Origin of the sequence: Frateuria sp. YIM B11624, from assembly GCF_049727805.1 — a bacterium.
Taxonomy (GTDB): Bacteria; Pseudomonadota; Gammaproteobacteria; order Xanthomonadales; family Rhodanobacteraceae; genus Frateuria_A.
Window position 1 is genome coordinate 1 of the sequence record NZ_JBCNYA010000019.1, and the last position, 20,192, is coordinate 20,192.

17 protein-coding genes and 1 pseudogene are annotated in these 20,192 nt (G+C 70.0%); 11 read left to right on the plus strand and 7 right to left on the minus strand.

Annotated elements, in window-relative coordinates; genetic code table 11:
• Nucleotides 1-49: 49 nt before the first annotated feature.
• The gene (gene nth, locus AAIL17_RS10920; RefSeq protein WP_424682874.1) at nt 50-691 is read right to left on the minus strand and encodes an endonuclease III; all 642 of its coding nucleotides are present in this window, start codon (nt 689-691) and stop codon (nt 50-52) included.
• Entirely contained in the window at nt 688-1,302 is a 615-nt protein-coding gene (locus tag AAIL17_RS10925; protein WP_424682875.1) for an RnfABCDGE type electron transport complex subunit B, read from the minus strand. The genes nth and AAIL17_RS10925 overlap by 4 nt, the downstream gene beginning before the upstream one ends.
• Before the next feature lie 77 nt (nt 1,303-1,379).
• Between AAIL17_RS10925 and AAIL17_RS10930 the strand changes: the two genes are divergently transcribed.
• The gene (locus AAIL17_RS10930) at nt 1,380-1,673 is read left to right on the plus strand and encodes a hypothetical protein (RefSeq protein ID WP_424682876.1); all 294 of its coding nucleotides are present in this window, start codon (nt 1,380-1,382) and stop codon (nt 1,671-1,673) included.
• Between the two features lie 234 nt (nt 1,674-1,907).
• Here AAIL17_RS10930 and metG read toward each other — a convergent pair whose 3' ends face one another.
• The gene (metG, locus tag AAIL17_RS10935; protein ID WP_424682877.1) at nt 1,908-3,995 is read right to left on the minus strand and encodes a methionine--tRNA ligase; all 2,088 of its coding nucleotides are present in this window, start codon (nt 3,993-3,995) and stop codon (nt 1,908-1,910) included.
• 223 nt (nt 3,996-4,218) lie between these two features.
• Between metG and panD the strand changes: the two genes are divergently transcribed.
• Together panD and pgi are read left to right on the plus strand one after the other, a co-directional pair.
• Nucleotides 4,219-4,605, plus strand: coding sequence for an aspartate 1-decarboxylase (panD, locus tag AAIL17_RS10940; protein WP_325165531.1), 387 nt, complete (start codon nt 4,219-4,221; stop codon nt 4,603-4,605).
• Between the two features lie 275 nt (nt 4,606-4,880).
• Nucleotides 4,881-6,509: a glucose-6-phosphate isomerase gene (gene pgi / locus AAIL17_RS10945; RefSeq protein ID WP_424682878.1), complete on the plus strand. Its 1,629-nt coding sequence runs from the start codon at nt 4,881-4,883 to the stop codon at nt 6,507-6,509.
• Nucleotides 6,510-6,574: 65 nt separating this feature from the next.
• Here pgi and queG read toward each other — a convergent pair whose 3' ends face one another.
• Nucleotides 6,575-7,648 (minus strand): tRNA epoxyqueuosine(34) reductase QueG, encoded by a 1,074-nt coding sequence (queG, locus tag AAIL17_RS10950; protein ID WP_424682879.1) that lies wholly within the window; start codon nt 7,646-7,648, stop codon nt 6,575-6,577.
• A 40-nt stretch (nt 7,649-7,688) separates the two neighbouring features.
• Here queG and AAIL17_RS10955 point away from each other — a divergent pair, with 40 nt between their 5' ends.
• From AAIL17_RS10955 to AAIL17_RS10975, 5 genes are all read left to right on the plus strand, one after another.
• Nucleotides 7,689-9,170, plus strand: coding sequence for an NAD(P)H-hydrate dehydratase (locus AAIL17_RS10955; RefSeq protein ID WP_424682880.1), 1,482 nt, complete (start codon nt 7,689-7,691; stop codon nt 9,168-9,170).
• Complete coding sequence (gene tsaE, locus AAIL17_RS10960; protein ID WP_424682881.1) at nt 9,167-9,625, plus strand: tRNA (adenosine(37)-N6)-threonylcarbamoyltransferase complex ATPase subunit type 1 TsaE; 459 nt, start codon at nt 9,167-9,169, stop codon at nt 9,623-9,625. The genes AAIL17_RS10955 and tsaE overlap by 4 nt, the downstream gene beginning before the upstream one ends.
• A gap of 161 nt (nt 9,626-9,786) precedes the next feature.
• The gene (locus AAIL17_RS10965; RefSeq protein WP_424682882.1) at nt 9,787-11,256 is read left to right on the plus strand and encodes an N-acetylmuramoyl-L-alanine amidase; all 1,470 of its coding nucleotides are present in this window, start codon (nt 9,787-9,789) and stop codon (nt 11,254-11,256) included.
• A gap of 146 nt (nt 11,257-11,402) precedes the next feature.
• Complete coding sequence (gene mutL / locus AAIL17_RS10970) at nt 11,403-13,208, plus strand: DNA mismatch repair endonuclease MutL (protein WP_424682883.1); 1,806 nt, start codon at nt 11,403-11,405, stop codon at nt 13,206-13,208.
• Between the two features lie 84 nt (nt 13,209-13,292).
• Complete coding sequence (locus tag AAIL17_RS10975; protein ID WP_424682884.1) at nt 13,293-14,207, plus strand: DUF1684 domain-containing protein; 915 nt, start codon at nt 13,293-13,295, stop codon at nt 14,205-14,207.
• Nucleotides 14,208-14,288: 81 nt separating this feature from the next.
• Here the strand turns inward: AAIL17_RS10975 and AAIL17_RS10980 are convergent, their stop codons facing one another.
• Nucleotides 14,289-15,071: an enoyl-CoA hydratase/isomerase family protein gene (locus tag AAIL17_RS10980; RefSeq protein WP_424682885.1), complete on the minus strand. Its 783-nt coding sequence runs from the start codon at nt 15,069-15,071 to the stop codon at nt 14,289-14,291.
• A 145-nt stretch (nt 15,072-15,216) separates the two neighbouring features.
• Here AAIL17_RS10980 and AAIL17_RS10985 point away from each other — a divergent pair, with 145 nt between their 5' ends.
• From AAIL17_RS10985 to AAIL17_RS10995, 3 genes and pseudogenes are all read left to right on the plus strand, one after another.
• Nucleotides 15,217-15,927: an FKBP-type peptidyl-prolyl cis-trans isomerase gene (locus tag AAIL17_RS10985; protein ID WP_424682886.1), complete on the plus strand. Its 711-nt coding sequence runs from the start codon at nt 15,217-15,219 to the stop codon at nt 15,925-15,927.
• Nucleotides 15,928-16,051: 124 nt separating this feature from the next.
• Nucleotides 16,052-16,869 (plus strand): annotated as a pseudogene (locus AAIL17_RS10990) (NUDIX hydrolase).
• A complete protein-coding gene (locus tag AAIL17_RS10995) occupies nt 16,866-17,729 on the plus strand; it encodes a sulfurtransferase (RefSeq protein ID WP_424682887.1) in 864 nt (287 codons plus the stop codon). The pseudogene AAIL17_RS10990 and the gene AAIL17_RS10995 overlap by 4 nt, the downstream one beginning before the upstream one ends.
• Nucleotides 17,730-17,744: 15 nt before the next feature.
• On the opposite strand, the gene AAIL17_RS11000 is transcribed toward AAIL17_RS10995, so the two are convergent.
• Together AAIL17_RS11000 and AAIL17_RS11005 are read right to left on the minus strand one after the other, a co-directional pair.
• The gene (locus AAIL17_RS11000) at nt 17,745-18,506 is read right to left on the minus strand and encodes an enoyl-CoA hydratase/isomerase family protein (RefSeq protein WP_424682888.1); all 762 of its coding nucleotides are present in this window, start codon (nt 18,504-18,506) and stop codon (nt 17,745-17,747) included.
• A gap of 230 nt (nt 18,507-18,736) precedes the next feature.
• Entirely contained in the window at nt 18,737-20,176 is a 1,440-nt protein-coding gene (locus AAIL17_RS11005; protein ID WP_424682889.1) for a DUF4139 domain-containing protein, read from the minus strand.
• Between the last annotated feature and the right edge of the window lie 16 nt (nt 20,177-20,192).

Genomic DNA, 20,192 nt, shown 5'->3' on the forward strand with positions numbered 1-20,192 from the left:
ACCGCTTCGACGGCACCCGAGAGCGGTGGGCTGAAGCCCACCCTACGTTTCACGCTGCCGGCGGCGTCTTGTGCTTGTAATGGCACAGGTCGCGAATCGGGCAGAGCGGGCAGTCGGGCTTGCGCGCCTTGCAAACGTAGCGGCCGTGCAGGATCAGCCAGTGGTGAGCGTCCTTCCTGAACTCGGCCGGCACCACTTTTTCCAGCTTGTCCTCGACCGCGCGCACGTCCTTGCCGGGCGCCAGGCCGGTGCGGTTGGCGACGCGGAAGATGTGCGTGTCCACCGCGATGGTGGGCTCGCCGAAGGCGGTGTTGAGCACGACGTTGGCGGTCTTGCGGCCCACGCCCGGCAGCGCTTCCAGCGCCTCGCGCGTACGCGGCACCTCGCCACCGTGCTGCTCGATGAGGATGCGGCACAGCGCGATCACGTTCTTCGCCTTGGCGTTGTACAGGCCGATGGTGCTGATGTAGCGCTTCAGGCCTTCCTCGCCCAGCGCCAGGATCGCCTGCGGCGTGCCGGCCTTGGGGAACAGCTTGCGCGTAGCCTTGTTGACGCCGACGTCGGTGGCCTGCGCCGAGAGCACCACGGCGACCAGCAACTGGAACGGCGTGCGGTATTCGAGCTCGGTGGTGGGATGCGGATTGAGTTCGCGCAGGCGCGTGAACAGTTCGACGATGTCGGCGCGCTTCATGCGGAGCCCTGTCTGGCGCGGGCGCGGGCGAGTGCGGCCAGCACCGGGTTCTGTGGGGTGGCGGTGGTGTCGACGGCCGCCTTGCGCGCGGCCAGCTCGGCCTCGCGTTCAGTGCGTTCGCGCGCCAGGCGGGCCTCGCGGCGCTGGAAGCGCGCGCGGGAGGCGTCGGCGTGCGCCGGGTCCTCTACCTGCGCCAGCGGCATGGGCTCGAGCACGATGCAGTCGACCGGGCAGGCCGGCACGCACAGCTCGCAGCCGGTGCAGTGGTCGGGCAGGACCGTGTGCATCAGCTTGGCGGCGCCGACGATCGCGTCCACCGGACAGGCCTGGATGCACTTGGTGCAGCCGATGCAGTCGGCCTCGACGATGCGCGCGAGCGTGCGCGGCTTCTCCACGCCATGCGCCGGATCGAGCGGCAAGGCGGGCGTGCCCAGCAGGGCCGCCAGCCTGGCGATGCCGGCCGTGCCGCCGGGTGGGCAGCGATTGATCGGCGCCTCGCCGCGCGCCATCGCTTCGGCGTACGGGCGGCAGCCGTGGAAGCCGCACTGCTCGCACTGCGTCTGCGGCAGCAGCGCATCGATGCGGGTGGCGAGATCGGTGACGTCGTTCATGGTGTTCCGGGCGCCGCGCCGGGAGGGCATCGGCATAATCGGCGCTCCATTGTCCCGCAACTCGACAGGAGCTTCACATGCCCTTCTTCCGCCCCTCCCTGCGCGCCGCCTCGCTGTTGCTGGCCGCGGCCGTCGGCATGGCCGGCACGCTGTTGCTCACCCATGCCACGCCGGCCCAGGCCGAGGCCGCGCCGGCCGACACCGTCACCGTGTTCGTCGACGCCACCCTGGGTTTCCGCAAGAACCACATGGCCCGCAAGCTGACCGAAACGCATGCCGAGTACGCCGCGCGCGGCTATCACGTGGTCGACCTGTCGGCGTACAACGAGAACGGCGACCTGGTGGGATTCTTCGTCACATACGCGCGCTGATGGTGGTTGCCCTCCTCCATCGGTGAAGGGAGCAGCACGATCAGGCCTTGGCGCGCGCCACTTGAGCCTTCCCCCGCGAATGCGGGGGAAGGTGCCGACAGGCGGATGGGGGCGCTCTGATGCGGGATGCCGGGCAGGCCCTTCGCAAGGTTTCCCCCATCCACCCTACGGGCACCTTCCCCCGCGAGCGGGGGAAGGACCACGATCACGGGCCCCGGGGGACGGTCCTGCGAATCAGCGCACGGTGGCGCCGGGTTTCGCGCCCTGGTCCGCGTCCAGCAGGAACAGGTCGCCGCCGCCTTCGCCGGCCGAGAGGATCATGCCCTCGGACAGACCGAAGCGCATCTTGCGCGGTGCCAGGTTGGCGATGAACACCACGTTGCGGCCGACCAGCTTTTGCGGCTCGCCGTAGGCGGCGCGGATGCCGGAGAAGATCTGCCGCGTACCCAGCGGGCCGGCATCCAGTTCGAAGCGCAGCAGCTTGTCCGAACCGTCCACGAATTCGCAGACGGTGACCTTGCCGATGCGCAGGTCGAGCTTCGAGAAGTCGTCGATGGAAATGGTGGCCGGAGTTTCGGTGGTGGATGCAGCAGGTTCGGTCATGGGCTTGCGGGCTTCCTTGGAAGGCTTGGGTGCGGCTGCCGGAGTGGGCGCGAGCGATTCCTTCGAGGCCTCGATCATCGCTTCGATACGCTTGGGATCGATGCGGCCGAGCAGCGGCTCGAACTGACCGATCGCGTGGTTGTGCAGTTCCGCGCGGGCGTCGTCGAAATCGGCGATTGGCGCGTTGAGGAACGCCTCGGCCGCGGCGACGGTGGCCGGCAGGATCGGCTTGAGCAAGCCGGCGAGCAGGCGGAACGCGGCGAGGGCGAACGAGCACACCTCGTGCAGTTCGGTGCGGCGCGCCTCGTCCTTGGCCATCGTCCAAGGCGCGGTGGCGGCGATGTGGCCGTTGACCAGGTCCGCCATCAGCACGAAGCGGCGCGTCACTTCGGCGAAGTCGCCGGCGTCGTAGAGCACATCGATGCCGTCGTAGTGCTCCAGCAGCGTGTTCCACAGCGCCTGCTCGGCGGTGCCGAAGCGCGTGGCCAGGCGGCCGTCGAAGAACTTGTGCACGAAGCCTGCGGTACGGCTGGCGATGTTCACCCACTTGCCGACCAGATGCGAGTTGACGCGCTCCTCGAAGGCCTTCAGGTCCAGGTCCACGTCGACCGGCGCGTCGTCCAGCATGCTGGCGAAGTAGTAGCGCAGAAACTCGGGATTGAGCCCCGCGTCGAGGTAGGTGCGCGCCTGGATGAAGGTGCCGCGCGACTTGGACATCTTCGCGCCATTGACGGTCAGGTAGCCGTTGACGTGCAGCGCGGTCGGCGTGCGGAAGCCCGCGCCGTGCAGCATCGCCGGCCAGAACAGGCCGTGGAAGTTGATGATGTCCTTGCCGATGAAGTGGTGCATCTCGGCGCGACTGGACGGCGCGAGGAAATCGTCGAACTTCAGGTTGGTGCGGTCGCACAGGGCCTTGAAGCTGGCCAGGTAGCCGACCGGCGCGTCCAGCCAGACGTAGAAGAACTTGCCCGGCGCGTCGGGGATCGGGAAACCGAAGTAGGGCGCGTCGCGCGAGATGTCCCAGTCCTTCAGGCCGCCGTCCAGCCACTCGCGCAGCTTGGCCGCGACGCCGGCGTTGGCCACCGGCCTGCCGTTGGTGTAGCGGCCGGCGAACCAGTCGCGCAGCAGCGCCTCGAACTTCGACAGCTCGAAGAAGTAATGCTCCGAATCGCGCAGCACGGGCGCGGCGCCGGAGACCACCGAGTAGGGCTCGAGCAGGTCGGTGGGCGCGTAGGTGGCACCGCAGTTCTCGCAGTTGTCGCCGTACTGGTCGGGCGTGCCGCAGCGCGGGCAGATGCCCTTGATGTAGCGGTCCGGCAGGAACATTTCCTTTTCCGGGTCGAACAGTTGCTTGATGTCGCGGCGCGCGATGAAGCCGCCGTCGCGCAGGCGCGTGTAGATCAGCGTCGCCAGCTCGCGGTTCTCTTCCGAATGGGTCGAGTGGTAGTGGTCGAAGTGCACGCCGAAGCCGGCGAAGTCCGCTTCGTGGCCCGCGCGGATGCCCTCGATGAAGGCCTCCGGCGTCATGCCGGCCTTCTGCGCAGCCAGCATGATGGGCGTGCCGTGGGCGTCGTCCGCGCAAACGTACGCGACCTCGCTGCCCGCCATGCGCTGCGCGCGCACCCAGATGTCGGCCTGGATGTAGCCCAGCAGGTGGCCCATGTGCAGCGGGCCGTTGGCGTAGGGCAGGGCGTTGGTGACGAGGAGACGGCGGGTCATGGGAGGCGGGCGCTGCGACGGGATCGCACATTATGGCATGCGATGGCCTTCGGCCCGGTGTTTGGATGGCCGAACGCAGACCCCATATGGAGAACGGCCCCGTGTGTGACGCGGTCCTGTGCGGAGTACCCCCTGAAGGGCCATCCGCGTTCATGTTGCGATGCAGCGTCAGGGGTTCGATAATTGGCAAACGCAGGCTGTTCCTGCCGGAAACACATCTGTCATGCACCTGAACATGCTCAAGGCCAAGATCCACCGCGCCACGGTGACCCACGCGGAGCTGCACTACGAGGGCTCGATCGCGATCGACGGCCTGCTGCTGGATGCCTCGGGCATCCGCGAGTACGAACAGATCCACGCGTGGAACATCAACAGCGGGCAGCGCTTCGTGACCTATGCGCTGCGCGCCGAGGAAGGCTCCGGGATCATCTCGGTCAACGGCAGCGCCGCGCGCAGCGCGCAGGCTGGCGACCTGATCATCATCGCCGCCTTCGTGCAGCTCAACGAGGCGGAGCTGGAGAAGTTCCAGCCGACGCTGGTGTACGTCGATGCGGCCAACCGCATCAGCCATACCAACCGCTCGATCCCCAAGCAGATGGCGGCGGCCTGACCGGATCCTTCCTCCGCGCTCGCGGAGCAGCCCAAGTCCTTCCCCCGCTTGCGGGGGAAGGTGCCCGAAGGGCGGATGGGGGAGGCCTTGCAAAAGACTGCCCCAAACATCCCGCCCCAAAAGCGCCCCCATCCGCCTGTCGGCACCTTCCCCCGCATTCGCGGGGGAAGGGTTCGTAGCTGGGCGCTGCGGCAGGAGTGTCTCCTGTGATCCGACGTGTTCGTAACGTTCGCTCGGCTTAAGATGCAAGGCTTCCCCAGCCGATGCGCCAGCCCATGCCCGCCAACGTCCCGACGTACGCCTCGCTGTTCGCCGACCATGCCCGTCGCCTGTCGCAGGCGCACCTGCGCACGCTGATCGCCGATCCGGCGCGCGGCGCGCGCCTGCGCCATCGTGCCGGGCCGCTGCTGCTCGACCTCAGCCGGCAGAAGCTGGACGTGCCGGGGCTCGATGCCTTGGGCGCGCAACTGGAAGCCAGCGGCTGGCAGGCGGCGCGCGACGCGATGTTCGCCGGTGAGCCGATCAACACGTCCGAAGGCCGCGCGGTGTTGCATACGGCGCTGCGTGCGGGCGGCTCGTCGCTGCCTTCGCCCGCGCCGGCCGAGGCGCAGCGCGAGATCGAGGCGACGCTCGCGCGCATCGGCGAACTGGTCGACGCCGTCCATGACGGCCGCCAGGAAGCGCTGGGCCTGCCCGGCACGGTCACCGACATCGTCAACATCGGCATCGGCGGCTCGGACCTGGGGCCGCGCCTGGCGGTCGCCGCGCTGGCGCCGTTCCGCACGCCGAAGGTGCGCAGCCACTTCCTCACCAACGTCGACGGCCAGGCCGCCTACGACCTGATCAACCGGCTCGATCCGAAGACCACGCTGGTGGTGATGGTCTCCAAGACCTTCACCACGCAGGAGACGCTGCTCAACGGCAACGTGCTGCGCGGCTGGATCTCGGACGCCTGCAACGGCGACGAGCGCGCGGTGGCGCGGCACTTCCTGGCGGTCAGCGCCAACACCGAGGTGGCCGGCAGCTGGGGCGTGCCGTTGAGGCAGATCTTCCCGATGTGGGATTTCGTTGGCGGGCGCTACTCGCTGTGGTCGGCGGTCGGGCTGTCGCTGGCGCTGGCGATCGGCATGGAAGGCTTTCGCGCGGTGCTGGCCGGCGGCGCGCGTATGGACGACCACTTCCGCAGCGCTCCCTGGCAGGAGAACCTGCCGGCGCTGCTGGCGCTCACCGAGATCTGGAACCGCGACGTGCTGGGTTTTCCCACGCGCGCCGTCGTGCCGTACGCCGACCTGCTCGGCGACCTGCCGAGCTACCTGCAGCAACTGGAGATGGAGAGCCTGGGCAAGTCGGTGACGCCAGAGGGCGCGGCCGTCGGCCAGCCGACCGTGCCGGTGGTGTGGGGCAGCGTAGGCACCAACGCCCAGCACGCCTACTTCCAGGCGCTGCACCAGGGTACCGAGGTGGTGCCGCTGGACCTGATCGGCATCGTCAACCCGGCGCATCCGCTGCACGGCAACCACGATGCGCTGCTGTCCAACCTGCTCGCGCAGGCGGCGGCGCTGGCACTGGGCAAGACCTTCGACGAGGCGCTGGCGGAGAATCCGGCCGGGGGCGACGTGCTGGCGGCGCAGCGCACCTTCCCGGGCGATCGCCCCAGTTCGGTGATCCTGCTCGACGCGCTCACGCCCGAGAGCCTGGGCGCGCTGATCGCGCTGTACGAGCACAAGGTGTTCCTGCTCGGCCACCTGTGGGGTATCAACGCGTTCGACCAGTGGGGCGTGGAACTGGGCAAGAGCATCGCCCGGCAGATCCTGCCGGCGCTGCGCGGCGAGTCGTCCGACGTGCCGCCGCTGGATGCGGCTACCTGTGCGTTGATCGGCGCGATCCGCGAACGCCGCAAGTAGCTGACGCAGGGTGGGCTTCAGCCCACCGCTCGTGGGTCCGATCGAGTGGTGGGCTGAAGCTCACCCTACAGGGACTGTTCGCCGTGCCGGGCCAGCGCCCAGGCCACGTGCTCGCGGACGATGGGCGAGGCGTGCCGTTCCCGCGCATGCAGGGCCGTCAGCACTTCCGCCGACGAAGGCGCATTGCCCAGCGCCACGGCGATGTTGCGCAGCCAGCCTTCGTAGCCGGTGCGCCGGATCGCCATGCCTTCGGTTCGCCGCAGGAAGTCCTCTTCGCTCCAGCTGAACAGCTCCACCAGCTTCGCCCCGTCCAGGCTGTGGCGCGGCGCGAAGTCCGGCTCCGTGGCGTCCTGCGCGAACTTGTTCCACGGGCACACCAGCTGGCAGTCGTCGCAGCCGAAGATGCGGTTGCCCATCGGCGCGCGCAGTTCCTCCGGGATCGAGCCCTTCAGCTCGATGGTGAGATAGGAAATGCAGCGCCGTGCGTCGAGCCGGTAGGGACCGAGGATCGCCTGCGTCGGGCAGACGTCGATGCAGCGCGTGCAACTGCCGCAGTGCGCGCTGGCCGGCGCGTCGACCGGTAGTGGCAGGTCGGTGTAGAGCTCGCCGAGGAAGAAGTAGGAGCCGGCGTCCTTGTTGATCAGCACGGTGTGCTTGCCGATCCAGCCCAGGCCTGCGTTGCGCGCCAGCGCCTTCTCCAGCACAGGAGCCGAATCGACGTAGGCGCGATAGCCGAACTCGCCGATGGCGCCGCGGATGCGCTCGGCCAGCTTCTGCAGGCGGTTGCGCATCAGCTTGTGGTAGTCGCGGCCCAGCGCGTAGCGCGCGACGTAGCCGGCCTCGCCGTCGCCGAGCACGTCCCAGGCGTGGCGCGTGCCGGGCGCGCGGTAGTCCATGCGCACGGAGATCACCCGCAACGTGCCCGGTTCCAGCTCCGCCGGGCGGCTGCGGCGCGTGCCGTGGCGGGCCATGTAGTCCATCTCGCCGTGCAGGCCTTCGCCCAGCCAATGCTCCAGGTGCGTCTCGTCCTCGCCCAGCTCCACGCCGCTGATCGCGGTTTCGGCGAAGCCGAATTCCCGCGCCCATTGCTTGATGTCGCGAGCCAGCGCAGCGTAGTCGGGAGAAGGAACGACGGACATGCCGCCATTGTAGGCGCCGGGCCGCTCCTATAATCGGCCGATGACCGCGCCGCATTGCCACGCCCTCTATACCGTCGCCCAGGTGCGCACGCTGGACCGGCGTGCGATCGAGACGCTGGGTATCCCCGGTTACGAGCTGATGCGCCGCGCGGCCGCCGCGGCCTTCGCCAGCCTGCGCCGGCGTTGGCCGGAGGCGCGCCGCGTCGCGGTGTATTGCGGGCCGGGCAACAACGGCGGCGACGGCTTCCTGCTGGCGCTGCTGGCGCATGAGGCAGGACTGGCTGCCGAAGTCCGGGCATTGGCCGAGGATGCGCGCGGGGACGCCGCGCAGGCGCGCGCGGCCTGCGAGCAGGGCGGCGTGCCGGTGCGGCGCTGGGACGAGACTTCCACCTTGCCGCCGGCCGACGTGCACGTGGACGCGCTCTACGGCACGGGTCTGAATCGCCCGCCGCCGCCGACGGTGGCGGCCCTGATCGAGCGCCTCGACGCCTGCGGCGCGCCCATCCTGTCGCTGGACGTGCCTTCGGGACTGAACGCCGACACGGGGCACTGCCCGGGCGCGGCGGTGCGCGCCAGCCTCACCGTGAGCTTCATCGCCGCCAAGCGGGGCCTGCACACCGGCCAGGCCGCTGCGCACACCGGACGCATCGAGCTGGCCACGCTGGGGCTGCCCGAAAGCCTGTGGCAGGAGGCGCCGGACGCGCGCCTGCTCGAGCCGGCCACGTTGCCGCCGCGCCCGCGCGATGTGCACAAGGGACGCAACGGCCATGTGCTCGCCATCGGCGGTGACCACGGCACCGCCGGCGCCATCCGCCTGTGCGGCGAGGCGGCGCTGCGCGGCGGCGGCGGCCTGGTCAGCGTGGCGACGCGCGCCGAGCACCTGGTCGCGCTCAACGCCGGCCGTCCCGAGCTGATGGCGCACGCGGTCAACGGCCCGCAGGCGCTGGAGCCACTGCTGGCCCGCGCCAGCGTGCTGGCGGTCGGCCCGGGCCTGGGGCAGGGCGCCTGGGGTCACGCCTTGTGGCTGACCGCGCTGGACAGCCCGCTGCCGCTGGTGCTGGATGCCGACGGGTTGAACCTGCTGGCGATCGAACCCAGGCGTTTCGATGCTTCGCGGCAGGTGGTGCTCACGCCTCACCCCGGCGAAGCCGCACGATTGCTGGGGTGCCCCGTTGCCGAAGTCGAACGCGACCGCTTCGCCGCCGTCCGCACGCTTGCGCAGCGCTTCGGCGCGGTCGTGGTGCTCAAGGGCGCCGGTTCGCTGGTAGCCGATCCGGATGGACGTCTGGACGTCTGTCCCTGGGGCAATCCCGGCATGGCCTCCGGCGGCATGGGCGACCTGCTCACCGGATTGATCGCCGCGCTGCTGGCGCAGGGTTGCCCTGCGCCGGACGCCGCGCGCCTGGGCGTGGGGCTGCACGCGCGCGCCGGCGACCGTGCCGCGCGCGAGGGCGAGCGGGGCATGATCGCCAGCGACCTGCTCGCCCCCCTGCGCCTCCTGCTCAACGGACCGGATGCATGAGCTACTGGACCCTTCCCGACGAAACCGCCACCACCGCACTGGCGCAACGCTTCGCGGCCGTGGTCGACGGCGGCCTGGTGCTTTACCTGCACGGCGACCTCGGTGCCGGCAAGACCAGTTTCGCCCGCGCGCTGCTTACCGCGCTGGGCGTGGGAGAGCGGGTCAAGAGCCCGACCTACAGCCTGGTCGAGTCCTATCGCGCCGGCGAGCTCGCCGCCTGGCACCTGGACCTCTACCGCATCGCCGATCCCGGCGAACTGGAATGGCTGGGGCTGGATGCGCTGGGCGATGCGTCCGCGCTCGTATTGGTGGAATGGCCCGAGCGCGGTGCCGGGGCGCTGCCGGCGCCGGACCTCGTCCTCGAGCTGGAACACGCCGGCAACGGCCGGCGCGCCCGTGCCGAACCGCGCAGTGATCGCGGCCGCGCCGTGCTGGATCGGTTGGGCGAATCCTAAGTTACGGTTCCGTAAGAAAAAACTTCGCCCGGCGTCGTTTTGCCGGCGGCGCGTGTCTGCCGACCAAACCTTGGGCCAGCATGACAAATGCGACGCAGGTTATGGATATCCAAGGAAAAAGCCCTTGCAATCGCGTTTTTGCTGGGTTTCAATGCGGCGCCATGACACGTACGTTCGCGCGCCTGGGTAGCCTCGGCCTGGTGGCTCTTGCCGCCGCGCTTCCGCTACGCCCCGCGCAGGCGGCCGACGTCAAGGCCGCGCGCGTCTGGGCCGGCCCCGAATACACCCGCGTGGTGTTCGACCTGTCCGGCCCGGCGAAGTACACGATCGGCCGCGACGGCAACGCCATCGAAGTCGAGCTCAGTGGCGGCGATCTCGCCGGCGGTTTCCGTGCGCCGGCAGCCCAAGGGCTCTTCAAGGGCCTGGACAGCCGCAAGAGCGGCGGTGACCTGCAGCTGCTTGCGCGCACCGCCGACGGCGCGCAGCCGAAGAGCTTCCTGCTCAAGCCGGCCGGCGAACATGGCTATCGCCTGGTGCTGGACCTCTACCCCGGCAAGGCTGCGGCGGTCGCGACCGAGGCGGATGACGACACGTCGCACGCGCTGGCCAGCATCAAGCCGACGCACAGCGTGGGCAAGGGTGCCAAACAGGCGGCGCTGCTGCTGGGCGGCGAGCGCAAGGTGATCGTCGCGGTCGACGCCGGCCACGGCGGCAAGGATCCCGGCTCGCACGGTCCCGGCGGTACCCAGGAAAAGAACGTCACCCTGGCGGTCGCGCGTGCCCTGGCCGACGAGATCAACAAGCAGCCCGGCATGAAGGCCGTGCTGACCCGCGACGGCGACTACTTCATTCCGCTCAAGCGCCGCTACCAGATCGCCCGCGAGCAGAACGCGGACATGTTCGTCTCGATCCATGCCGATGCGTTCACCAGCAGCGACGCCAAGGGCTCGTCGGTGTGGGTGCTGTCGCCGCGCGGCAAGACCTCCGAGGCGGCGCGCTGGCTGGCCGACCGCGAAAACCGCGCCGACCTGATCGGCGGCGTCTCGCTGGACGACAAGGATGACAGCCTCGCCGCGGTGTTGCTGGACCTGCAGCAGGGCTACGCCATCCAGGCCAGCGAGTCGATCGCCGGCAACGTGCTCAAGGCGCTGGCCCAGCTGGGGCCGACCCATCGCGGTTACGTCGAACACGCGAACTTCGTGGTGCTACGTTCGCCCGACGTGCCTTCGATCCTGGTCGAGACTGCCTTCATCAGCAATCCGACCGAGGAACGCAAGCTGCGCGATCCCGCGCACCAGCGCGAGCTGGCCGAGGCGGTGACGGGCGGCGTGCGCAACTACTTCGAGGCCACGCCGCCGCCGGGCACCTGGTTCGCCGCGCAGGCGATGCGCCGCAACGGCACGCTGGTGGCCGACGCACGGCCGGCGGCCAAGGCCACGTCGGCGACTGCGGACGCGCGCAGTGCGCGTGCCGACGCCGACGTGCGCGACCTGCACCGGGTCGAGCGTGGCGAGAGCCTGGGCAGCATCGCCCGCCAGTACGGCGTGAGCGTGAGTGCGCTCAAGAGCGCCAATCGCATGAGCAGCGATTCGGTGCAGGCGGGCGCGGTGCTGGCCATTCCGGCCGGCTGAGCAAGGTTTCCGACGAGCACCCCTGTAGGAACATACCCTGTGCGCGACTGCGCGCTCCGGATCACGCGTGCAGGTTGCACCCCTACAGTCGTCCACCTTCCGACGCGGCCTTGGGCATCCCGACCCGCACGCATTAAGCTTGCGCGATGCCCGTCATCCGCCAGCTTCCCCCCGACCTCATCAACCAGATCGCCGCCGGTGAGGTGATCGAGCGGCCATCGTCGGTGGTCAAGGAACTGGTCGAGAACAGCCTCGACGCCGGCGCCACCCGTATCGAGGTAGACATCGAGCAGGGCGGCGCGCGGCTGATCCGCGTGCGCGACGACGGCGGCGGCATCGGCGCGGACGACCTGCCGCTGGCGGTGGCCTCGCACGCCACCAGCAAGATCGGCAGCTTCGACGACCTCGAACACGTCGCCAGCATGGGTTTCCGCGGCGAGGCGCTGGCCTCGGTGGCGTCGGTCGCGCGCTTCGCGCTGACCTCGCGCCTGCGCGACGCCGACAGCTCGTTCCGGCTGGAAGTGGACGGCGGCCGCATGCAGCCGGTGCGGCCGGCGCAGCATCCGGTCGGCACCAGCGTCGAGGTGCGCGACCTGTTCTTCAACGTGCCGGCGCGGCGGAAATTCCTGCGCGCCGAGCGTACCGAATTCGCGCACATCGACGACCTGCTCAAGTCGCTTTCGCTGGCACGGCGCTCGGTGGAATTCCGCCTGAGCCACAACGGCAAGCCGCTGCGCCTGTTCAAGGCCTGCCAGGACCACGTGGCGGCGCTGGCGCGCGTGGCCGAGGTGCTGGGTGAAGCCTTCCCCGCGCAGAGCCTGCGCATCGAGCACGCGGCGGCCGGCATGCAGTTGTCCGGCTGGGTCGGCCTGCCGACCGCGTCGCGCGCGCAGGCGGACGGGCAGTACTTCTACGTCAACGGCCGGCTGGTGCGCGACCGCGTGGTCGCCCATGCCGTGCGCCAGGCCTATGCGGACGTGCTGTTCCACGGCCGCCATCCCGCCTTCGTGCTGTACCTGGAACTGGATCCCGCCGGCGTGGACGTGAACGTGCATCCGGCCAAGCACGAGGTCCGCTTCCGCGAGCAGCGGCTGGTGCACGACTTCCTGTTCCGCAGCCTGCACGAGGCGCTGGCGCAGACGCGCGCGGGGCAGGTGGGGCCCGAACCGCAGTCCGAGCCGGTGGCTGCATCCGCGCCGACGTACGCCTACCCGGGCATGGGCGCTTCGCGCTCGATGCCGTTCGCGCAGAGCCGGCTCAGCCTCGGCCTGCGCGACGAGCCGCTGGCCGACTATGCCGCGCTGCTGGGCGAGCCCTCCGCATCGGCCGCCGTCGCCACGGCGATGCCCGAAGCCGACGAGCGCGAAGCGCCGCCGCTGGGCTTCGCCATCGCCCAGCTCAAGAGCATCTACATCCTCGCCGAGAATGCGCACGGCCTGGTGCTGGTGGACATGCACGCGGCGCACGAGCGCATCACCTACGAGAAGCTCAAGGCCGGCCGTGCCTGCAGCAACCTGCGCTCGCAGTTGCTGCTGGTGCCGCTGAACCTGTCGGTCAGCGCCAAGGAGGCTGCCGCCGCCGAGGAACACGCCGAGGCGCTGGCCGAGTGGGGCCTGGAGCTCTCGCGCAGCGGCCCGTCGACCGTGGTGGTGCGGCGCATCCCCGCCTTGCTCGAAGGCGCCGACGTCAGCCAGCTCACCATCGACGTGCTGGCCGAACTGGCCCAGCACGGCAGTTCGCGCCGCCTGCAGGAGCTGGAGAACGAACTGCTCTCGACCATGGCCTGTCATGGCTCGGTGCGCGCGGGCCGCCGCCTGACCCATCCGGAGATGAACGCGCTGCTGCGCGAGATGGAAGCGACCGAGCGCTCCGGGCAATGCAATCACGGACGGCCGACCTGGGTGCAGCTGTCGCTCGGCGAGCTGGATCGGCTGTTCCTGCGCGGCCGCTGATCCCGCAAGCGTGCGCCATGTGCGCCGGCAAGGTGCGCATGCAGGCTCGTCTATACTCGACCGCTGTCCCCGCTGGAGAGCCCGATGCTTCGCGCCAGCCTGTTCCTCGCCGCCATCACCCTGGGAGCCGTTGCCGTGCACGCCGCCGATACCGATCCGTACACCCGCCAGATCGAGCAGTGGCGCGCCGACCGCGTGGCCCGGCTGACCGCACCGGATGGCTGGCTGAGCCTGATCGGGCTCGAGTGGCTACATGAGGGCGCCAACCGCATCGGCAGCGCCGCCGACAACGACATCGTGCTCATGGCCGGCCCTGCGTACCTGGGCACGATCACGCTCGCCGCGGACGGCAGCCTGCGCATCGCGCTGAACAAGGCGGCGGGTGCCACCGTCGATGGCAAGAGCGTCGCCGACGCGGTGCTGGTCGACGACATGCACGCCGGCGCCGACGGCCCGACCCTCGTGCGTTTCGGCAGCGCGGGCTTCTACGTGATCGACCGCGACGGCCGCAAGGCGCTGCGCGTGAAGGATCCGGAGGCGGCGACGCGCAAGGACTTCGCGGGCATCGACTATTTTCCGATCGACCCCTCGTGGCGAGTCGAAGCGGAATGGATTCCGTTCCAGCCGGCGCACAAGCTGGAAATCGGTTCGGTGATCGGCACCATCGACGCGGTCGACGTCCCCGGCAAGGCGGTGTTCCAGCGCGACGGCCATACCTTCGAGCTGCTGCCTTACCAGGAGGAGCCGGGTGGCGAGCTGTTCTTCGTGATCGCCGACCGCACCTCGGGCAAGGAAACCTACGGCGCCGCGCGTTTCTTCTACGCCGCGCTGCCTAAAGGCGGCCTGGCGCAGCCGGGCAAGGTGGAACTGGACTTCAACAAGGCCTACAACCCGCCGTGTGCCTTCACGCCGTTCGCCACCTGCCCGCTGGCGCCGCCGGAGAACCGACTGGACGTCGCCGTGACGGCGGGCGAGAAGAAATACCGCGGCGGGCACTGACCACGCAGGGTGGGCTTCAGCCCACCCGCCAGCTTGCGGGCGGGTTGCGGTGGGCTGAAGCCCAACCTATGCATTCGAGCTTCAGCGCCCCTTGAACTGCGCCTTGCGCTTCTCCAGGAACGCGCTCGTCCCCTCGCGCATGTCCTCGGTGGCGAAGGCCAGCGCGAACCCTTGCGTCTCGAATTCCAGGCCCTGGTCCAGCGCCGTCTCGCCGCCCAGCAGGATGGCATCGAGGATGCCTGCGGCCGCCAACGGCGCGGCCGCGGCCAACTGGTCGGCCAGTGCGTCGACCGCCTCGTCGAGCGCCTCGGGCGCCACCACGCGGTTGACGATGCCCAGTTCGTAGGCCCGCTGCGCGCCGATCGGCGCACCGGTCAGGCAAAGCTCCAGCGCGGCGCCGCGGCCGGCCAGTCGCAGCAGGCGCTGGGTGCCGCCGAAACCGGGAATCAGGCCAAGGTTGATCTCCGGCTGGCCGAACTTCGCCTTTTCGCTGGCCACGCGCAGGTGGCAGGCCATCGCCAGCTCCATGCCGCCGCCCAGCGCGAAGCCCTGCACACGCGCGATCACCGGCTTGCCCAGCCGCTCGATCGTGCTCATCAGGCGCTGCCCGGTACGCGAGAACGACTGCGCCTGCACACTCGTGTAGCCGTTCATCTCGGCGATGTCGGCGCCGGCCACGAAGGCCTTCTCGCCGGCGCCGGTGAGCACCACCGCGCGCACCGCGTCGTCCTGCGCCGCCTGGGTGAAGGCGATCGTCAATTCGTTGAGCGTGTCGCGGTTGAGCGCGTTGAGCTTGTCGGGGCGGTTGACGGTGATGGTGCGCACCGCGCCGCGGTTGGCGATTTCCAGGTTGCGATAGGCCATGGCAAGCGTTCCGGCAAGGGAAACGCGCATGGTAGCGCGGGAACCTTTGCCCCCGCGCGGGTTCGAAGCCAAGCGCCGGCAACGGCGCTGCAGGATGCCGCCAATGCGCTTAGCATGTCGGTTCGGTCGAGGATGGAGGCAAGGCATGACACGACTCGGTGGGCTGGCGCTTGGCATGCTGCTGCTGGGAAGCGTCGCGCATGCGCAGGACCGCGCTGCCGCGTCGTCGTCTCCGGCCAGGCTGGACAAGCACAAGCTGTCCTACGCGATCGGCTACCAGATCGGTTCCCAGTTCGCCGGCGGCGATCCGGACGTGGACCTGGCCACCGTGCAGAAGGCGATGGCCGATGCCTACGCCAAGCGTCATCCGGCCGTCTCGATGCAGGACATGCATGCCCAGCTCGAGCGCCTGGAACAGCAGATGCACACCAACGCGGTGGCCGAGTTCAAGCGCATCGCCGCGGCCAATGCGCGCAAGAGCGCCGACTACCTGGCGCAGAACCGCAAGCGCCCCGGCGTGGTGCAGCTGCCCTCGGGCATTCAGTACGCGGTGATCGAATCGGGCAAGGGCAAGGACAGCCCCACGGTGACCAGCACCGTGACGGTCAACTACCGCGGCATGCTGGTCGACGGCACCGAGTTCGACAGTTCGTGGGCGCACGGCGCGCCGGTCACCTTCCAGGTCAACAAGGTCATCCCCGGCTGGCAGGACGTGATCCCGCGCATGCACGTGGGCGACCGCTGGAAGGTGGTGATTCCGCCGCAGCTGGCCTACGGCGAACGCGGCCAGTTGCCGCGCATCGGCCCGAACGAGGCGCTGGTGTTCGAGATCGAGTTGCTCGATATCGCCAAGTGAGCGGCGTGCGGTCGTTCGGCTGCGGCGTGGACGCTCGCGCTGGCGCGACCCGCTGGACGAATCCCGGGCGCCTGGGGCGCCAACTCACAATCGCACGCCCCCTGCATCGGCTAAAATCGTGCGAATGCCGCACGACCCCGCCGCCGTACCCGTCGCTCCGCTCACGCCCTGCATCGGCATCTGCCGGCTGGATGCGCGCGGCTGGTGCGAGGGCTGCCTGCGCAGCGGCGAGGAGATCGCACGCTGGCGCAGCATGGACGACGCGGAGCGCCTGCGCTACATGCGCGAGATCCTGCCTGCGCGCGCGAGGGCGTGATGGACGGCGTGCCCGACCGACCCGTCCAGCGCGTGTTCGACGCGCTGCCGCGCGCCCTGCGGCCGCTCTCCGATCCGCCCGCCGGTCCCGGTTGGAACCACGCCCAGATGGCCGACCTGCTCGGCGATGTGCCACGGCGTCCCGCGGCCGTGCTGATCGGCCTGCGCGAAGGCGTGCAGCCGCGGCTGGTGTTCACGGTGCGTACGGCGCACCTGCAGGCGCATGCCGGGCAGGTGGCTTTTCCCGGCGGCCGCAAGGATCCAGAGGACGCCGACGCGGTCGACACCGCCCTGCGCGAGAGCGAAGAAGAGATCGGACTGGAGCGCGTGCAGGTGCAGCCGCTGGGATTCCTCGACAATTTCGAGACGATCAGCGGCTACTGCGTCACGCCGGTGGTCGCGCGCATCGATGAACAGGCCGTGCTCTACCCGACGCCGGCGGAGGTCGCGGAAGTGTTCGAGGTGCCGTTCGCCTTCTTCCTTGAACCGACCAACCTCCGGCGCTATGTGATGGACTACCGCGGCCACCGTCGCCCGATGGTCGAATTCGTCCACGGCGGCCACCGCATCTGGGGCGCCACCGCCGCGATGCTGCTCAATCTGCTCGAACGGATGGGACACGCATGAGCCTGCACACCACGTTGATCGATCCGGCCGCACTGGCTGCGCTGCCGCCGGACCAGGTGCTGATCGTCGACTGCCGCGCCGACCCGGCCGGCGCCGGCGCCGCCGATCCGGACAAGCCCGAGCGCGAATACCGCGAGGCGCACATTCCCGGCGCAGTGCACGCCAGCCTGGAACACGATCTGTCCGACCTCGACCGCAAGGGCCAGGGCCTGGGCCGCCATCCGCTGCCGCTGGAGCAGGCGTTCTCCGCCGTGCTGGGCCGCTGGGGCTGGCGTCCGGGCCTGCAGGTGGTGGCCTACGATGCGGGCAGCAGCGCGCTGGCCGCGGCGCGGCTGTGGTGGCTGCTGCGACTGGCCGGCGTGCGCGAGGTGGCGGTGCTCGACGGCGGCCTTGCCGCCTGGCGGGCGGCCGGGCTGCCTGTCGAAGCCGGAGCGGAGCAGCGCGCACCGACGCAGGTCGACCTGCATTTCGACGCCAACCAGGCGATCACCGACCACGCCGCGCTGCATGCCGAACCGGCGCCGGTGCTGGTCGATGCGCGCGCCGCCGCGCGCTATCGCGGCGATACCGAACCGCTGGACCGCGCCGCTGGCCACGTGCCCGGCGCGCTGAACCGCCCCTATGCCGACAACCTCGGCGGGGATGGCCGTTTCAAGCCGGCGGCGCAACTGCGCACGGAGTTCGCCGCCGTGCTGGGCGAGACGCCGCCCGAGCGGGTGGTGCACATGTGCGGCTCAGGCGTCACTGCCTGCCACAACCTGCTGGCGATGGAATACGCCGGGCTGCACGGCTCGCGGCTGTACGCGCCCTCATGGAGCGGCTGGGTGAGCGACCCGTCGCGGCCGATCGCCACCGGCTGAACGGCCGGCAGGTCCTCAGGCGCTCTTGGCCTTCAACCGGGCGACCAGCGCGTGCAGCGTCGCCTGCGTCTCGTCGTTGAAGAACGCATCGGTGAAGCTGTCCAGCGGTAGCGCGTCGACGTCCTGCCAGGCGGCACGCAGGTCGGCGCGGGCCAGTTCGCGGGTGGCCAGCATCGCCTGGCGCGGCAGCGCCAGCAGTTCGCCGAGCCAGTGCACCGCGCGGGTGACCACCTGGTCCACGCCGGTCAGCTCGTCCACGAAGCCGCAGGCCAGCGCCTGCTCGGCCTCGATCATGGCGCCAGCGACCAGCAGCCGCTCGGCGCGGTAAGTGCCGACCACGCGGCGCAGCGCGAGCTGGATGCAATCGGGCACCAGCAGGCCCACCTGCACCTCGTTCAGGCCGATCCGGAACGGTCCCTGCGCCATCACGCGATAGTCGCAGAACAGCGCCAGCACGGCGCCGCCCGCGGGGCTGTGGCCGGTGATCGCCGCCACCGCAGGAACCGGCAGGTAGGCCAGGTCCGCGCACAGGGCGAACAGCGCGCGCCAGTAGTCGCGCACGCCGGCGCGGTCGCGTTGCAGCAATTCGGGTACGTCCACGCCTGCGGAAAACAGGCCCGGCGCGCCGGAGATCACCAGTCCGCGCGCGCCGTCGCGCGGCGCCTGTGCGAGGGCGTCGCGCAGGGCGACGATCAGGTCCATGTTCAACGCATTGACCGGCGGGCGGGCCAGGCGGATCTCGGCGATGTCGCCGTCGTGCGGGAGGATGTCGAGCATGGCGCGGTTCCTTGGGTTCTTCAGGGGCAAGCGGTGAGTGTGTCGCAAATTGCCCCCATCCGCCCTTCGGGCACCTTCCCCCGCTGAGCGGGGGAAGATTCGTAGCTGTGCCGCGCGCTGATCTCTTCTGCTTGGAGGGTTCGATACCGGATGCTGCGTTCCAGTCCTTCCCCCGCTTGCGGGGGAAGGTGCCCGAAGGGCGGACGGGGGAGGCCTTGCCTCAGCCCAGCCTATTCAGACCAACGGTAATGCACCGCGTAGTCCAGCGTCGCCTTGCCGCCGCCGGGCACATTCACCTTGAACTCCAGCACGTCCGGCGATTGCTTGCTCGGCTTGGTCGACGAAGACGCCAGGGTCCATTCGCGCCAGCGGCTGGGATGTTCGCGAACGGTCACCACGCGCGCCGATTCGCCGGCATTGGTGAGCGTGATGCGGAAGGCCTCGTCCATCGTGTGCGCACCCTTGTCCAGCTTGAACGACGTGCGCTCGCGCTCGGCACGCAGGTCGAAGGCGGTGCCGAGCGTAAGGGTGGCATCGCTGCCCTTGGGCGTGTCGTCGAGCCGGCCCTCGCCGAGGAATTGCGGCGTGCCGGCGTTGTCGCTGCCCAGCACGCGCAGGAAGCCGGCCGGCAGGCTGTCGAAGGCGGTGAAGCGCAGCGTGCTTTCGATCGTGTTGCCGCCGCCGGTGTTGAAGTCGGGAGCGAGCATCGGTTCCGGCGGCGTCCAGCTGTTGCCGTTCTCGTACAGCGCGGTGCGTTCGCAGGCGAGCGTGCGGGTGGCATAGAGCGGGACCTGGCTGACGCTGCCGTCGGGCAGGTCGACCGGCTGCGGCAGGGTGTAGAGGCGGTAATCGCCGAGCGAGGACTGCTGCGGCATGTCAGTCGACGAGGCCTTCCCGAAGCCGCGCGCCATGGCCATCATCGGCTGCGGCGCCGCGGGCTTGGCGAAGCGCGGCTCGCCCGCGACCAGTTTCAGCGTGGCGTCGTGCCAGTCGCGCCCGCTCCGGTTGGCGATGCTGGCGCGTGATTCGAACTGCATGCGGCAAGCATTGCCCGGCTGCATCGTGGCCACGTAGGCGGCACGCCAGCCCAGGCCGGCGGTGGGGTAGCTGAGCGTCGCGGTGGCGTCGCCGGCACGCGCGGCATCCACGCGCAGGCGCAGGCTGGCGCCGGTGGGGAAGTCGCCTGCGGACGAACGCACGGCGGCGTAGTCGCGCACCAGCGTGGTGCCCAGCGTGCCCTTCACCAGCAGACCGTTGCCGGCGCGCTGCAGGATGCCCTGCGCCAGCGTTTCGCCGTTGCTGCCGAGCACGGTGATCTGCTGTCCGACCAGGCCTGCCAGCGCGGCCTCGTTGCCCTGGCCGAGCAGCAGGCGCTGGGAAACCACCTTGGCGCGGTCGTTGGCGAAGGCGAGGGCGATCGCTTCGGGATCGAGGTAAAGCGGCAGGTCGCCCAGGCTGACGTCCTGCGTGCCGGTCTTCAATTGCAGCGTGCGCTGTTCGCGCACCACGGCATGACCTTCGCCCACGCTGCCGTCGCCCGCGGCCGTGTACAGCGCAGGGCTGTCGCTGCGGTAGAGGGTCAGTTCGGTGGCATCGGCCGCCTGTACGGCGGGCGCAAGGCACGCGGCGAGGCAAGCGAAGGCGAGGGCGCGGCGAGGGGGCAGAGGCATGGTCAGGCTCCTTCGT

Coding starts and splice junctions, on each gene's coding strand:
- AAIL17_RS10975 (WP_424682884.1), top strand. CDS start 13,293: ATGCTTCGCGCCAGCCTGTTCCTCGCCGCCATCACCCTGGGAGCCGTT.
- panD (WP_325165531.1), top strand. CDS start 4,219: ATGCACCTGAACATGCTCAAGGCCAAGATCCACCGCGCCACGGTGACC.
- AAIL17_RS11005 (WP_424682889.1), bottom strand. CDS start 20,176: ATGCCTCTGCCCCCTCGCCGCGCCCTCGCCTTCGCTTGCCTCGCCGCG.
- AAIL17_RS10930 (WP_424682876.1), top strand. CDS start 1,380: ATGCCCTTCTTCCGCCCCTCCCTGCGCGCCGCCTCGCTGTTGCTGGCC.
- pgi (WP_424682878.1), top strand. CDS start 4,881: ATGCCCGCCAACGTCCCGACGTACGCCTCGCTGTTCGCCGACCATGCC.
- queG (WP_424682879.1), bottom strand. CDS start 7,648: ATGTCCGTCGTTCCTTCTCCCGACTACGCTGCGCTGGCTCGCGACATC.
- mutL (WP_424682883.1), top strand. CDS start 11,403: ATGCCCGTCATCCGCCAGCTTCCCCCCGACCTCATCAACCAGATCGCC.
- AAIL17_RS10965 (WP_424682882.1), top strand. CDS start 9,787: ATGACACGTACGTTCGCGCGCCTGGGTAGCCTCGGCCTGGTGGCTCTT.
- metG (WP_424682877.1), bottom strand. CDS start 3,995: ATGACCCGCCGTCTCCTCGTCACCAACGCCCTGCCCTACGCCAACGGC.
- AAIL17_RS10995 (WP_424682887.1), top strand. CDS start 16,866: ATGAGCCTGCACACCACGTTGATCGATCCGGCCGCACTGGCTGCGCTG.
- AAIL17_RS10980 (WP_424682885.1), bottom strand. CDS start 15,071: ATGGCCTATCGCAACCTGGAAATCGCCAACCGCGGCGCGGTGCGCACC.
- tsaE (WP_424682881.1), top strand. CDS start 9,167: ATGAGCTACTGGACCCTTCCCGACGAAACCGCCACCACCGCACTGGCG.
- AAIL17_RS10925 (WP_424682875.1), bottom strand. CDS start 1,302: ATGAACGACGTCACCGATCTCGCCACCCGCATCGATGCGCTGCTGCCG.
- AAIL17_RS10955 (WP_424682880.1), top strand. CDS start 7,689: ATGACCGCGCCGCATTGCCACGCCCTCTATACCGTCGCCCAGGTGCGC.
- nth (WP_424682874.1), bottom strand. CDS start 691: ATGAAGCGCGCCGACATCGTCGAACTGTTCACGCGCCTGCGCGAACTC.
- AAIL17_RS11000 (WP_424682888.1), bottom strand. CDS start 18,506: ATGCTCGACATCCTCCCGCACGACGGCGACATCGCCGAGATCCGCCTG.
- AAIL17_RS10985 (WP_424682886.1), top strand. CDS start 15,217: ATGACACGACTCGGTGGGCTGGCGCTTGGCATGCTGCTGCTGGGAAGC.